A 13111-nucleotide genomic window follows, 5' to 3' on the forward strand; every position below is an offset into this window, starting at 1 on the left:
CTCCGTTGGCACAACCTCACATCGGCAAACCGTAACCGCCCCCGCTAGCGTCGGACAGGTGATCCCCGTCAGTGCGCCGCCCCGCGTGCGGTCGCACCTGGACCGGGCACCCGACGGCACGGTGCCCGTGCTGCACCGCGGTCGCGACGCCGTGTACGTCGAGGTGGCCGGTCGCTGCGTCGGCGTGGTCGGCACCCGCGCGACCGCCGTACCCTGCGCGCTGCGGACCACTCTCGAGGCCCTCGACGTCACCAGCGCCCACGTCCGCGACGGCGTCCTGCACCTCGACGGCGAGCCACTGGTGATCGGCCGGATCGTCGAGGTCACCGTGCCGCGGCTCCCCCGCGCCACCGGCGCGGCACCGCTGCCCGGCGACGTGCGCGAGATGGTCGGCCGCGGCGACGGGCTCACGCCGTACGACGACGACGTGCTCTGCGGCTGGCTCGCGATCCACCGCGCCGCCGGCGTCCCCACGCCCGAGGCCGACGCGGAGATCCGCGCCTGCCTCGACCGCACCACGCTGCTCTCGGCGACCCTGCTCGACTGCGCGATGCACGGCGAGGTGATCCCCGAGTTCGCCGCGTGGGTCGCCGGCCCGACCGACGCCCGGGCCGCCGCCCTGGCCGCCGTCGGCCACTCCTCCGGGCGCGGCTTGCTCGCCGGCGCCCGCTTCGCCCTGCACCAGATGAGAGGCGCCGCATGACCACTCCGTCCACACGGGCCCACGTCGAGCTCCGGCCCGGCGCGTACGCCGACTCCGTCACCCTGCTCCAGGTCTCCCGGACCGTGCAGGGGCAGGACGGCGTCGTGGCCGCCCAGGTCGCGATGGCGACCGCGCTCAACGTCGAGGTGCTGGCCGGCATGGGCTTCGACGTCCCGGCCGAGGCCACGCCCAACGACCTCGTCGTCGCGCTCCGGCTCGAGGACGCCGACGCGCTCGCCGCCGCGCTCGCCGGCGTCGACCAGGCCCTGCGCGACGCCAACCGCCGCGACTCCGGGCCGACCGAGCTCGCGCCGCCGCGCACGACCGGCAGCGCCTTCCGCCGCTCTGCTGGAACCCTGGGCCACGACGCGGTCGCGCTCATCTCGGTCCCCGGCGCCAGCGCGTTCGTCGAGGCGATGGACGCGCTGGAGTCGGGCCACGACGTGATGGTGTTCAGCGACCATGTCTCCCTGGAGCAGGAGCTCGCCCTCAAGCGGTACGCCGCCGGACGCGGCCTGCTGGTGATGGGGCCCGACTGCGGGACCGCCGTCGTGGGCGGGCTCGGCCTCGGCTTCGCGAACACGGTCTCCCCCGGCCCGGTCGGCATCGTCGCCGCGTCCGGCACCGGCTGCCAGCAGGTGCTGGCGCTGCTCGACCACGCGGGCGTGGGCGTCACCTCGGCGCTCGGCGTCGGCGGCCGCGACCTGTCGGCGCAAATGCGCGGTCTCGGCACTCGCGAGGCGATGCGCCGGCTCGACGAGGACCCGGCGGTCGAGCTGATCGTGCTGATCTCCAAGCCCCCGGCCGACGACGTCGCCGCCGAGATCCGGGCGTACGCCGACACGCTGTCGACGCCGGTCGAGTACGCGCTCCTCGGCCCCGGCCGGCCCGACCTCACCGAGGCCGCCGAGTCGGTGCTGCGGCGGCTCGGCCGCGAGGTGCCGGTGTGGCCGGTCACCGGGGTCTCGACAGGCGCGGCCACCGGAGGAGTGATCCGCGGGCTCTTCGTCGGCGGCACCCTCGCCAGCGAGGCCCGGCTGATCACGGAGCTGATCGCGGGCACGGACGCCGGCCACACGTTCGTGGACTTCGGCGACGACGAGTACACGACCGGCCGTGCCCACCCGATGATCGACCCGTCGCTGCGGCTGGAGCATCTCGCTCGCGTGGCGGCCGACCCGGCCACCGGCGTACTGCTCCTCGACGTGGTGCTCGGCCACGGCGCCGAGCCCGACCCCGCCGCCGGCCTGGTGCCGGCACTGACGGGGGTCGGGAAGCCCGTGGTGGTCGCCGTCGTCGGCACCGCCGCCGACCCGCAGGGCCGGGACCGCCAGGTCCGGGCCCTGGCCGAGGCCGGCGCCGAGGTGCACCTGTCCAACGCCGGCGCCACCCGCCGCGCGCTCGAGCTGACCGGAGAGTCCCAGTGAAGACGCCCGCTGCCGTCGTGAACGTCGGCGCCGACCTGTTCGCCGACGCCGTCGAGGCCCAGGCGATCCCCGCGACCCGGGTCGACTGGCGCCCGCCGATGGCGGGCACCGAGGCCGACCTCGCCACGGTCGCCGCCGACCCTCGCCGCCCCCAAGCCAACGCCCGCGCGCTCGCGGCGATGCTCGACGTCACCGCGACCCTGGTCGACGTCGCGCCGGCGTCCGAGGCGCTCGGTCTCCAGAAGGGCGAGTTCCTCCATGCCGGACCGCCGATCGAGTGGGACCGCGCGTCCGGCCCGCTGCGCGGCGCGCTCATGGGCGGCGCGGCGCTCGAGGGCCTGGTCGACGACCCGGAGGCCGCCGTACCGCTGTTCGAGTCCGGCCGCTCGGTGAGCCTCGAGCCGTGCCACCATCGCTCGGCCGTCGGTCCGATGGCCGGCGTCGTCACCCCGAGCATGTGGCTGTTCGTGCTCGAGGACGCCGCCAGCGGCCGGCGTACCTACTGCTCGCTCAACGAGGGCCTCGGCAAGGTGCTGCGGTACGGCGCCTACGGGACTGCCGTACTGGCGCAATTGCGCTGGATGGGCAGTGTCCTCGGCCCACTGCTGCGGGCGGCCGTCCGGTCGGCGGGACCGGTGGACGTCACCGGCATCCTCACCCAGATGCTCCAGATGGGCGACGAGGCCCACAACCGCAACCGGGCCGGCACGCTGATGCTGCTGCGCGACCTCTCGCCGGCCATGGTCGGCTCGGGCTTCGACAGCGCTGACGTGGCGCAGGCGCTGCGGTTCATCGGCGGCAACGACCACTTCTTCCTCAACCTCGCGATGCCGGCGTGCAAGCTCGCCCTCGACGCCGCGCGCGGCATCGAGGGCTCGACGATGGTCGTCGCGATGGCCCGCAACGGCACCGACTTCGGCATCCAGGTCGCGGGCACCGGCGACGCGTGGTTCACCGGGCCGGCGCAGTTGGCCGACGGGCTGTTCCTCGGCGACTACGGCCCGGACGACGCCAACCCCGACATCGGCGACAGCGCGATCACCGAGACCGCCGGCATCGGCGGCTTCGCGATGGCGACCGCGCCCGCGATCGTGCGGTTCGTCGGCGGCTCGGTGCCCGACGCGCTCGCGACCACCCGCCGGATGCACGAGATCACGCTCGGCGAGAACCCGCGCTGGTCGGTCCCGGTCCTGGAGTTCCAGGGCACGCCCACCGGCATCGACGTCACCAAGGTCTGCCGCACCGGCATCCTGCCGCAGATCAACACCGGCATGGCCGGCCGGGTCGCCGGTGTCGGTCAGGTCGGCGCCGGCCTGGTCACTCCGCCCGCGGAGATCTTCCCGAAGGCGCTCTCCCGGCTCGCCGCCCTGGTGCCCCGCACCTGACGCAGCGGCGGCGGGCGGAAGAACGCCGCCCTGATGTCGACGTTGCCGCCCGGGCGAAGCGGAGTGCCCTCCTCGAGGTAGCACTGCCGCGCCTCGCCCTGGTGGCTCGGCGGCAGCGACCCGTCGGCGCGCACCACCCGCCACCAGGCCACCGCGCCGCCGTGCTGCGCCATCGTCGAGCCGACCAGCCGCGGCCCGCCCCCGCCGAGCAGCTCGCCCACGACCTCGGCGATGGCGCCGTACGTCGACACCCGCCCGCGCGGGATCGTCTCCACGCACTGCAGCACCCGCTCGACGTACTCCTCGTGGTCCACGCCTCCAACCTACCGACACCGGCCCTCGGCCGGTCAGGTTCAGAGGATGGGCGAGAAGGGCTCGGTGCCGTTGACCAGCCTCAGTCCGGAGATGCCGGAGTTCGCCTGGGCGAACGCGAGCTCCTTGGCCAGGTCGCCGATGTTGTTCGACAGCGGCAGCGGGGCCAGGCCGAGCGTCGACAAGGTCCCGATCGCCTTGCCGTCGGCGCTCACGAACGCCGAGCCGGAGTCGCCGGGGATGCCCGGGGTGACCGTGTAGAGCGGATGCGACCAGCCACCGTCGGCGGCGCTGTCGCCCAGGCTGATCCCGGTCTTCGGCGAGAGGGCGGTGAGGCCGCCGCGCAGGCTCGAGTTGCCGTAGCTGTAGACCCGATCGCCGGCGGCGGTGCCGTCGGTGTCGATGCCGGTCGGGCCGCCCCAGAACGGGATCGACGGGTTCACCTTGGACACGTCCACGGCGTCGACCTTCACCAGGGCGAAGTCGTTGTAGGCGCAGGTGTTCGCGTCGGTCGTGCCGAGCTGGCGCATGGTGTTCCAGGAGGAGTAGACCAGGGTGCCGGCGCCCACCTGGGTGCCCTCGCTCACCAGCGAGCCGCCCTGGTTGAAGGTCACCCGCGTGCCGAGCGGCAGGGACTGGGCCTGGCAGCCGTCGGTGTCGGTCGCGGCGCCGGTGCCGGCGCAGTGGGCGGCGTACCCGACGTAGACGTTCGACGCGCCGTCGGTGAAGACGAAGTTGCCGGTGCACTGGGCACCCTCGGTGTACATCTGCACGCCCGGGGTGATCTGGGCGGTGTCCGCGGACGCCCAGGTCGGCGCCGCGGTGGCAGGGGCCGCGGTGGAGAGGGCGGTGGCGATCACGCCGCTGGTCAGCAGCGCAGCCGCCGCGAGGACGTGCCTGGAGGAGAAGCGCATGGGGTCGAGACCCTCCCGATAGGGGCGCCGCCGGTGGCCGGCAGCATCGATGTGGACGCCCTCACAACGACGCCCCCACCGCATGGGTTACGCGCCGGTAATCGCGACTCGGCGCAACGTGCCCGCCACACACCGCCGAGTCGGCGCGTCTTGCCCGCCCGCCTGTGGAGAAGGTGGGCAAGACGCGCCGACTCGCGCTTCAGTACGACGGCTGGGAGGGGTCGATCTGGTTGACCCAGGCGACCACGCCGCCCCCGACGTGCACGGCGTCGGCGTACCCGGCGCCCTTGACGATCGCCAGCGTCTCGGCCGAGCGGGCGCCGGACTTGCAGTGCATGACGATCTGCTTGTCCCCCTGGGTGAGAGCCGGGAGCTGCTCGAGGGCCGAGCCGTTGAGGAAGTCGCCCTTGGGGATGAGCACCGAGCCGGGGATCTTGTTGATCTCGAACTCGTTGGGCTCGCGGACGTCGACCAGGACGAAGTCGCGGGTGCCCTCCTCGCGCTCCTTGAGCAGGTGCTCGAGCTGCACCACCGAGATCGTCGAGCCGGCGGCCGCCTCGGCGGCGTCGTCGGAGATCGCGCCGCAGAAGGTCTCGTAGTCGATCAGCCCGGTGACGGTGGGGTGGTCGCCGCACAGCGCGCAGTTCGGGTCCTTGCGGACGCGCAGCTTGCGGTACTCCATCTCCAGGGCGTCGTAGATCATCAGCCTGCCGACCAGCGGCTCGCCGATGCCGGTGAGCAGCTTGATCGCCTCGTTGACCTGGATCGACCCGATCGACGCGCACAGCACGCCGAGCACGCCGCCCTCGGCGCAGCTCGGGACCATGCCCGGCGGCGGGGGCTCCGGGTAGAGGCAGCGGTAGCACGGCGCGTCGTCGGCGAGCGTCGGCGCGAACACCGAGGCCTGGCCGTCGAAGCGGTAGATCGAGCCCCAGACGTACGGGATCCCCAGGAAGTACGCCGCGTCGTTGACCAGGTATCGCGTGGCGAAGTTGTCCGTGCCGTCGACGATCAGGTCGTAGCCGCGGAAGACGTCCATGACGTTGTCGTTGTCGAGGCGGCCCTCGTGGAGGACGACCTCGACGTACGGGTTGGTCTCGGCGATCGACTCCTTGGCCGACTGCGCCTTGGACTTCCCGACGTCGGACTGGCCGTGGATGATCTGGCGCTGCAGGTTCGACTCGTCGACCTCGTCGAACTCCGCGATGCCGAGCGTGTGCACGCCGGCCGCGGCGAGGTAGAGCAGCGCCGGGCTGCCGAGCCCGCCGGCGCCGATCACGAGCACCTTCGCGTTCTTCAGGCGCTTCTGCCCGGTCATGCCCACGTCGGGGATGATCAGGTGCCGGCTGTAGCGGCGGACCTCGTCGATGGTCAGCTCGTCCGCGGGCTCCACGAGCGCGGGAAAGGACACGGCGTACTCCTTGATCTTCTCGGCTGGTCTCGTCAACACCCTCCGGTCACTCCATGTTCCCCGCCGCGTCCAAGCGGGGCTCGCCGCGTCCCGTCATCCGGACGCGGCGACCGGCCGGTAAGGTTCGCGGCGTGACGGCAGAGCAGTACGACGCACCCGCGGCCCGGCCCCGCGGCGGGCGCATGCCGCGGCGCGAGCGTCGCGCGCAGCTGATGGAGGCCGCGCTCGAGGTGTTCGTGGCGCAGGGCTACCACGCGGCCGCGATGGACGACATCGCCGAGCGGGCCGGCGTCTCCAAGCCGGTGCTCTACCAGCACTTCCCGGGCAAGCTCGACCTCTACCTCGCGCTGCTCGAGCAGTCCTGCGACACGATCATCGCCAACACCCGCGCCGCGCTGGAGTCGACCCACGACAACAAGCAGCGGGTCGCCGCGACCATGGACGTCTTCTACGAGTACGTCGCCGGCGACACCGGCGCGTTCCGGCTGGTCTTCGAGTCCGACCTCACCAACGAGCCCGCGGTCCGCGAGCAGGTCGACCGGGTCACGACCGAGACCGCCGCGCTGGTGGCGGACGTCATCCACGACGACACCGGCCTGCCCGACGACGCGTCCCGCCTGCTGGCGGTGTCGCTGGTCGGAATGGCTCAGGTGAGCGCGCGGTTCTGGCTGGCGGAGGGTGGCGACATCGGCAAGTCCGACGCGGCCGCGCTCGTCGCCGGCCTGGCCTGGCGCGGGATCCGCGGCTACCCGCTCACCGAGGACCACTGACATCCGAGCAACACACCAAGGAGGACCTCGTGGAGGTCAAGATCGGCGTCCAGAACGCCGCCCGCGAGCTGCACATCGACACCGACGAGTCGGCGGACACCGTCGAGAAGCAGGTCGCCGAGGCACTCGCGGCCGGCGGCGTCCTGACGCTCGTCGACCACAAGGGACGCAAGGTCGTCGTACCCGCCGACAAGCTCGCGTACGTCGAGATCGGCCACGGCACGCTCGGCCAGGTCGGCTTCCGCAGCTGACGCTGCTCGGCGCCGGTCCGGTCAGCTCGCCAGCCCGAGCTCCGTCATCCGCTCGGCGTGCCGTTCGGTGATCCGGGTGAACATCCGGCCGATCGCGGCCAGGTCGAGCCCGGGTCGGTCGACGCCGCCGGCGAGCAGCGCGGTGAGCGCGTCCCGGTCGGCCGTGACCCGCTGGGCCTGGGTGAGCGCCTCGCCCATCAGCCGCCGGGCCCACAGGGCCAGCCGCCCGCCGAGCCGCGGGTCCCCGGCGATCGCCGAGCGCACCCGGCCGACGACGAACGCCGCGTGGCCGGAGTCCTCCATCGAGGCGATGACCAGGTCGCGGGTGTCGGCGTCGAGGTAGGCCGCGATCTCGCGGTAGAAGTCGTTGGCGAGCCCGTCGCCGACGTAGGCCTTGATCAGTCCCTCGTACCAGTCGGCCGGCGCGGTGTACTCGTGGAACCGGTCGATCGGCGCGCGGAACGGCGCCATCGCCTCGAACGGGTCCGCGCCGAGCGCGACCAGGCGCTCGTTGATCCGCGCCACGTGGGCGAACTCCGCGGTCGCCATGGACGCGATCGCGACCTTGTCCTCCAGTGTGGGCGCCAGCTTGGCGTCCTCGGCGAGCCGCTCGAAGGCGGAGATCTCGCCGTACGCGATCGCGCCGAGGAGGTCCACGACCGCCTCCCGGTACTGCGGGTCCTCGAACGCGACGGGCGTGGATGCGGTCACGTGCGCACCCTACCGATAGACTGGCGCCGTTCCGGTCGCGATCCTCGCGGCCCAGTATGTGCGCGGCAGGCCGCAGCAGAGCCAGCCGCATCCGACATTCACTCGGTTGACTCCGGCTGACTCACGAAAGCGACAAGACCCTGACCACGTTCCGAGAGCTCGGGGTGCTCCCCGAGATTTGCGACGCGCTCGAGCGCGCCGACATCACCACGCCGTTCGCGATCCAGGAGATGACCCTCTCCGTCGCGCTGCTCGGCACCGACCTGATCGGCCAGGCCCGCACCGGCACCGGCAAGACGCTGGCCTTCGGCATCCCGGTCCTCCAGCGCAGCGTCGCCCCCAAGGACCCCGACTACGCCGAGCTGCCACAGGGCAAGCCGCAGGCGCTGATCGTCGCCCCGACCCGCGAGCTCGCGCTCCAGGTCTCCGGCGACCTCGCCCTCGCCGGCGCGGACCGCGGCCTGCGCGTGCTGACCGTGTACGGCGGCGTCGGCTACGAGCCGCAGCTCGAGGCCCTCCAGGCCGGCGTCGACATCGTCGTCGGCACGCCGGGCCGGCTGATCGACCTGGCCAACCGCCGCTCGCTCGACCTGGCCCACGTGCACGCGCTGGTCCTCGACGAGGCCGACGAGATGCTCGACCTCGGCTTCCTGCCCGACGTCGAGAAGATCCTGCGGATGACCCCGGAGACCCGGCAGACGATGCTGTTCTCGGCGACGATGCCGTCCGCGATCGTCTCGCTGGCCCGGATGCACATGCGGCACCCGATGAACATCCGCGCGGAGTCGTCGTACGAGAACGCGACCGTGCCGGCCACGGCGCAGTTCATCTACCAGGTCCACGACCTCGACAAGCCGGAGATCATCGGCCGGCTGCTGCAGGCCGAGGACGCCGACAAGTTCATCGTGTTCACCCGCACCAAGCGCCAGGCGCAGCGGGTGGCCGACGACCTGGTCGAGCGCGGGTTCAGGGCGAGCCCGCTGCACGGCGACATGGCGCAGGTCGCGCGCGAGAAGGCGCTGACGAGGTTCCGCGAAGACAAGATCCAGGTCCTGGTCGCGACCGATGTCGCCGCCCGCGGCATCGACGTCCGCGGTGTCTCCCACGTCGTCAACTACTCCTGCCCGGAGGACGACAAGACCTACGTGCACCGGATCGGCCGCACCGGCCGCGCGGGCGCGTCGGGCATCGCGATCACCTTCGTCGACTGGGCGGACCTGCACCGCTGGAAGATGATCAACAAGACCCTCGACCTGCCCTTCGACGAGCCGCAGGAGACCTACTCCACCTCCGAGCACCTCTTCCACGACCAGGGCGTCGCCCCGGGCACCCGGGGCCGGATCGCCGACCCGAAGCCGGCCGAGAAGAGGGAGCCGCGCGCGCCCCGCGAGCGCAGCCGCGAGCGCACCCGCACGCGGACCCGCTCCGGCGAGACCGTCGTGGCCGAGGGCGGCGAGAAGCCCACCGGCAGCGGCAACCGGAACCGTCGGCGTCGCCGCCGGCGCTCCGGTGACGGCGCGCCGAAGGCCCCCGCCGGGGACTGAGCCGGGGGCCGAGCCCGAGACCGGTCAGCCCCGCGCCGCCCTCGCCACCAGGCTCTCCGCGACCTCGCGGTAGGCCCGCGCGCCCTTGCTGCTGCGGCTGGTCGCCAGGATGGACCGGCCGGCGGCGGGCGCCTCGGCGAACTTGATCGTCTTCGGGATCGGCGGCTCGACCACCTCGAGGTCGTAGGTCTCCGAGATCGTCTCGAGCACGGTGCGGGCATGGTGGGTGCGCCCGTCGTACAGCGTCGGCAGCACGCCCCAGACCGCGAGGCCGCGGTTGGTGAAGCGGCGTACGTCGTGCACCGTGTCGAGCAGCTGGCCGACCCCGCGGTGCGACAGCGTCTCGCACTGCAGCGGGATCAGCACGCCGTCGGCGGCGGTCAGCGCGGCGACCGTGAGCACGCCCAGCGACGGCGGGCAGTCCAGCAGGACCCAGTCGTACTCCAGCTCGCCCTCGGCCAGCGCCTCGATCATCGCGCGCAGCACGTGCTCGCGGCCGGTGCGGGTGAGCAGCTCGGCCTCGGCGCGGGCCAGCTCGATGGTCGCCGGCACCAGGTCGACGCCGTCCTCGGTCTCGATCACGACCTCGGCCGGGTCCAGGCCCTTGGTGAGCACGTGGTGGATCGAGAGCTCGAGGTCCTCGGGGTCGATGCCGAGCGAGAACGTCAGGCACGACTGCGGGTCGAGGTCGACCAGGAGCACGGAGTGCCCGAGCTCGGCGAGCGCGGCACCCACCGAGGCGACGGTGGTGGTCTTGGCGACCCCGCCCTTCTGGTTCGCGATCGCGAGCGTCGTGGTCATGGATCCCCATCATGCCCGACCGCCGGGTGCGTGCGGGCCGGGCGCCTGCTTCACTTGCGGTCATGTCCGGACGCACCGCGCTCGTGACCGGTCCCACGGCCGGCATCGGCCGCTCCTTCGCCCACCAGCTCGCCGCCCAGGGGTACGACCTCGTGCTGGTCGCCCGCGACCGGGAGCGGCTCGACTCCGAGGCCGAGGGGCTGCGCTCGACGTACGGCGTCTCCGTGGAGGCGCTGCCCGCCGACCTGGTCGACCGGGAGCAGCTCGCGACGGTCGAGGCGCGGCTCGCGGACGCCGCGCGGCCGGTCGACCTGCTGGTGAACAACGCCGGGTTCGGCCTGAAGGGGCGCTTCCTCGACAACACCGTCGCCGACGAGCAGGCGATGCTCGACGTGCTGGTCACCGCGGTGATGCGGCTCAGCCACGCCGCCCTGGGCGCGATGGCCGCGCGCGGCAGCGGCGGCGTCATCAACGTGTCCAGCGTGGCGGCGTTCCTGCCGCGCGGCAGCTACGGGGCCGCGAAGGCGTACGTGAACTCGCTCTCGGAGTGGGCGCACCACGAGTACGCCGACCGGGGCGTCGTCGTCACCTGCCTGTGCCCGGGGTTCACGAAGACCGAGCTGCACGAGCGGATGGGCGTCGGCCGCGGCTCGGCGCCGGACTTCATGTGGCTGGACGCCGACGAGCTGGTCGCCACCGCGCTCCGGGACCACGCGAAGGGCCGGGCCCGGTCGATCCCGAGCCCGCAGTACAAGGCGATCGCGACCGCCGCCCGGATCGTGCCGACCGGCCTGCTCAAGCGGTTCCAGTCACTCGGGCGGAGATGAGCCGCTCGTACTCCCCGGGGTCGGTGGTGTTGCAGCCCAGCTCGTGGTCGGCCTTGCCGTCCCCGTGGTAGTCGCTCGAGCCGGTCGCCACCAGGTCCAGGTCGCGCGCGATCGCGCGCAGCCGCTCCCGCGCCCGCGCGTCGTGGTCCTCGTGGTCGACCTCGATCCCGGTCAGGCCGAGCTCCTTGAGCGCCGCGAAGGTCGGCTCGTCGGGCCGGCCCAGCCCGCCGCGGCCCCACGGGTGGGCGACCACCGACAGCCCGCCGGACTCGCGCACCAGCCGGATCGCGTCCTCCAGGGCGACGGCGTACCGGTCGACGTGGGCGGGCCGGCCCCAGCCGAGGTAGCGGTCGAACGCCGCCGTCCGGTCCGGCACCACGCCCAGCGTCACCAGGGCATCGGCGACGTGCGGGCGGCCGGAGGCGACGGCACCGGCGGACGCCCGGCGTACGTCGTCCTCGGTGATCTCGATGCCGAGCCGGTTCAGCCGGGCGACCATCGTCGGCACCCGGGACGCGCGGCCGTGCAGCACCTTGGCGAGCTCGTCGGCGAGCGGCGGGTAGTCGGGGTGCGGGAAGTACGCGAGCAGGTGGACGCTGCGCCCCCGGTGGCGGGTGCTGATCTCCATGCCCGGCACCAGCGTCAGCCCGACCTCGCCGGCTGCCGCCTGCGCCTCGGCCCAGCCGTCGGCGGTGTCGTGGTCGGTGATCGCCAGGACGTCGAGCCCGGCCTCGGCCGCGGCGCGCACCAGCCCGGCCGGCGTGTCCGTGCCGTCGCTGGCCCGCGAGTGCGTGTGGAGGTCGATGCGCACCCCGGCAGCCTAGTGGTCCTACCAGGCGGGGCGGTGACCGCCGAACGACAGCTCGACCAGCCCCGGTCCGTCGTGCGACACGTCGCGCAGGATCCAGTCGTCGCGCAGGAGCAGCAGCGCGGACGCCGGCCGCAGCACGATCCAGAGCCACCGGCCGCCGGCCTCCCCCGCCAGCACCGACCGGTCGAACTCGCCGTCGACCGTACTCGTCGAGACGTCCCACAGGTTCACCGACTGGCGGCCGATCCGCACCCGCGCCGTGGGCGGCCGCTCGCCGATGTCGGATCCCGGGTCGTCGTACCGCGTCCCCGCGCAGCGCGCGCCCAGCCCGGTCCCGGCCTCCTCGGCCACGACGATCAGGTCGACCGGGCCGTCGAGCTCGCTGGTGCCGCTCGTGCAGGTCAGCGTCGCCCGCGCATCCCTCGTGCCGTCCGCGACCGTCGCGAAGTCGGTGACACTCCACCCCGGGCTCAGCGGCCACGGCAGGTAGGTGGGGAAGAGCCGCGCCGCGGCCAGGTGCTCCGCGAACGCGTCGTACGACGCCTCCTCGGGTCGCCAGAGCGCGGCCTGTCCCCCGTGGTCCGGGCACGGCACCACGGGCGCCGCGCACCGCACGCAGCTGATCGCCAGCGCCGACATGCGCTCAACGGTGCGGACTCGCTCCCCCTCGCGTCAAGGACGGAACCCGCCCACCGCACCTGTCGTCCCAGCGGCATGCGGATCCTGGCGCTGCCGCTCGTGCTCACCGTGTCGCTGATCGCGCCCGGGTGCGCGCCCAGCGGCTGCTCCGACGTCGGTGGCATCGACGGCATCGCGATCGCCATCCCCGCGTCCCTGTTCGTGCGGTCGGGCACCGTCGAGATCGAGGTGTGCGACGACGACGGCTGCGTGACGGCCACCCAGAGCCTCGGCAGGGTCCCCGACGACCGGCCCGTCGGTCGCGCCGTCAACGTCGTCTCGGATGCGCTCAGCCGCACCCTCGCGCCCGGCCCGGTCGACGTCACCGCCGAGCTCACCAGTGCCACCGGCGCCCTCGTCGCCGTCACGTCCGGCGTCGTCGACCTGGAGCGGTACTACCCGAACGGCAAGGCCTGCGACGGCTACGGCTACGTCACCGGCAGCCTGCGCATGCGCGGCTCCGACCGGGTGGACCCGGCCGTCAGGTAACGCTGGTCGAGAGGGCACTCCGGTGGCGATCCGTACGGGTTGACCGGTCGTGTGCATGCTGCTGGCCCCGCCGGCCG

Annotated in this window: 15 protein-coding genes; 8 read left to right on the forward strand and 7 right to left on the reverse strand. The window is 73.3% G+C overall.

The annotated features are described in order from the left end of the window. Window positions 1–58: 58 nt before the first annotated feature. From ACYVKX_RS08330 to ACYVKX_RS08340, 3 genes are read left to right on the forward strand one after another with little or no spacing between them, the layout of a single operon-like run. Window positions 59–703: an oxamate carbamoyltransferase subunit AllH family protein gene (locus ACYVKX_RS08330; protein ID WP_460830607.1), complete on the forward strand. Its 645-nt coding sequence runs from the start codon at window positions 59–61 to the stop codon at window positions 701–703. After that, on the forward strand, window positions 700–2130 hold the full coding sequence (locus tag ACYVKX_RS08335; protein WP_460830609.1) for an FdrA family protein: 1431 nt from the start codon (window positions 700–702) through the stop codon (window positions 2128–2130). The genes ACYVKX_RS08330 and ACYVKX_RS08335 overlap by 4 nt, the downstream gene beginning before the upstream one ends. Then, entirely contained in the window at window positions 2127–3515 is a 1389-nt protein-coding gene (locus ACYVKX_RS08340) for a YlbE family protein (RefSeq protein WP_460830613.1), read from the forward strand. The genes ACYVKX_RS08335 and ACYVKX_RS08340 overlap by 4 nt, the downstream gene beginning before the upstream one ends. Here the strand turns inward: ACYVKX_RS08340 and ACYVKX_RS08345 are convergent. The 3 genes from ACYVKX_RS08345 to moeZ all read right to left on the reverse strand — a co-directional run bounded on the left by ACYVKX_RS08345 (window position 3428) and on the right by moeZ (window position 6152). Then, on the reverse strand, window positions 3428–3829 hold the full coding sequence (locus ACYVKX_RS08345) for an MGMT family protein (protein WP_460830617.1): 402 nt from the start codon (window positions 3827–3829) through the stop codon (window positions 3428–3430). The genes ACYVKX_RS08340 and ACYVKX_RS08345 overlap by 88 nt on opposite strands. A 39-nt stretch (window positions 3830–3868) precedes the next feature. Beyond that, complete coding sequence (locus ACYVKX_RS08350; protein WP_460830621.1) at window positions 3869–4741, reverse strand: hypothetical protein; 873 nt, start codon at window positions 4739–4741, stop codon at window positions 3869–3871. A 199-nt stretch (window positions 4742–4940) separates the two neighbouring features. After that, entirely contained in the window at window positions 4941–6152 is a 1212-nt protein-coding gene (moeZ, locus tag ACYVKX_RS08355; RefSeq protein WP_460830625.1) for an adenylyltransferase/sulfurtransferase MoeZ, read from the reverse strand. 182 nt (window positions 6153–6334) lie between these two features. On the opposite strand from moeZ, the gene ACYVKX_RS08360 reads away from it, so the two are divergent. Together ACYVKX_RS08360 and ACYVKX_RS08365 are read left to right on the forward strand one after the other, a co-directional pair. Then, window positions 6335–6922 carry a TetR/AcrR family transcriptional regulator gene (locus ACYVKX_RS08360; protein WP_460830984.1) on the forward strand — a complete coding sequence of 196 codons (588 nt, stop codon included), beginning with the start codon at window positions 6335–6337 and terminating at the stop codon, window positions 6920–6922. 29 nt (window positions 6923–6951) lie between these two features. Further along, the gene (locus tag ACYVKX_RS08365) at window positions 6952–7173 is read left to right on the forward strand and encodes a DUF3107 domain-containing protein (RefSeq protein WP_460830627.1); all 222 of its coding nucleotides are present in this window, start codon (window positions 6952–6954) and stop codon (window positions 7171–7173) included. A 21-nt stretch (window positions 7174–7194) separates the two neighbouring features. Here the strand turns inward: ACYVKX_RS08365 and ACYVKX_RS08370 are convergent, their stop codons facing one another. Continuing rightward, window positions 7195–7884 carry a ferritin-like fold-containing protein gene (locus ACYVKX_RS08370; RefSeq protein WP_460830629.1) on the reverse strand — a complete coding sequence of 230 codons (690 nt, stop codon included), beginning with the start codon at window positions 7882–7884 and terminating at the stop codon, window positions 7195–7197. 164 nt (window positions 7885–8048) lie between these two features. On the opposite strand from ACYVKX_RS08370, the gene ACYVKX_RS08375 reads away from it, so the two are divergent. After that, entirely contained in the window at window positions 8049–9428 is a 1380-nt protein-coding gene (locus ACYVKX_RS08375; protein ID WP_460830631.1) for a DEAD/DEAH box helicase, read from the forward strand. Window positions 9429–9452: 24 nt separating this feature from the next. Here ACYVKX_RS08375 and ACYVKX_RS08380 read toward each other — a convergent pair whose 3' ends face one another. Beyond that, window positions 9453–10229: a ParA family protein gene (locus ACYVKX_RS08380; protein WP_460830633.1), complete on the reverse strand. Its 777-nt coding sequence runs from the start codon at window positions 10227–10229 to the stop codon at window positions 9453–9455. A 62-nt stretch (window positions 10230–10291) separates the two neighbouring features. Between ACYVKX_RS08380 and ACYVKX_RS08385 the strand changes: the two genes are divergently transcribed. Continuing rightward, complete coding sequence (locus ACYVKX_RS08385; protein ID WP_460830636.1) at window positions 10292–11056, forward strand: SDR family NAD(P)-dependent oxidoreductase; 765 nt, start codon at window positions 10292–10294, stop codon at window positions 11054–11056. Here the strand turns inward: ACYVKX_RS08385 and ACYVKX_RS08390 are convergent. Both ACYVKX_RS08390 and ACYVKX_RS08395 read right to left on the reverse strand, forming a co-directional pair. After that, the gene (locus ACYVKX_RS08390) at window positions 11025–11867 is read right to left on the reverse strand and encodes a PHP domain-containing protein (RefSeq protein WP_460830638.1); all 843 of its coding nucleotides are present in this window, start codon (window positions 11865–11867) and stop codon (window positions 11025–11027) included. The two genes, ACYVKX_RS08385 and ACYVKX_RS08390, sit on opposite strands and share 32 nt — an antisense overlap. An 18-nt stretch (window positions 11868–11885) precedes the next feature. Beyond that, complete coding sequence (locus tag ACYVKX_RS08395; RefSeq protein ID WP_460830641.1) at window positions 11886–12506, reverse strand: DUF6758 family protein; 621 nt, start codon at window positions 12504–12506, stop codon at window positions 11886–11888. 75 nt (window positions 12507–12581) lie between these two features. Between ACYVKX_RS08395 and ACYVKX_RS08400 the strand changes: the two genes are divergently transcribed. Then, a complete protein-coding gene (locus tag ACYVKX_RS08400; protein ID WP_460830643.1) occupies window positions 12582–13034 on the forward strand; it encodes a hypothetical protein in 453 nt (150 codons plus the stop codon). Window positions 13035–13111: the final 77 nt, after the last annotated feature.

The sequence above is a fragment of the Nocardioides hungaricus genome (assembly GCF_054782915.1).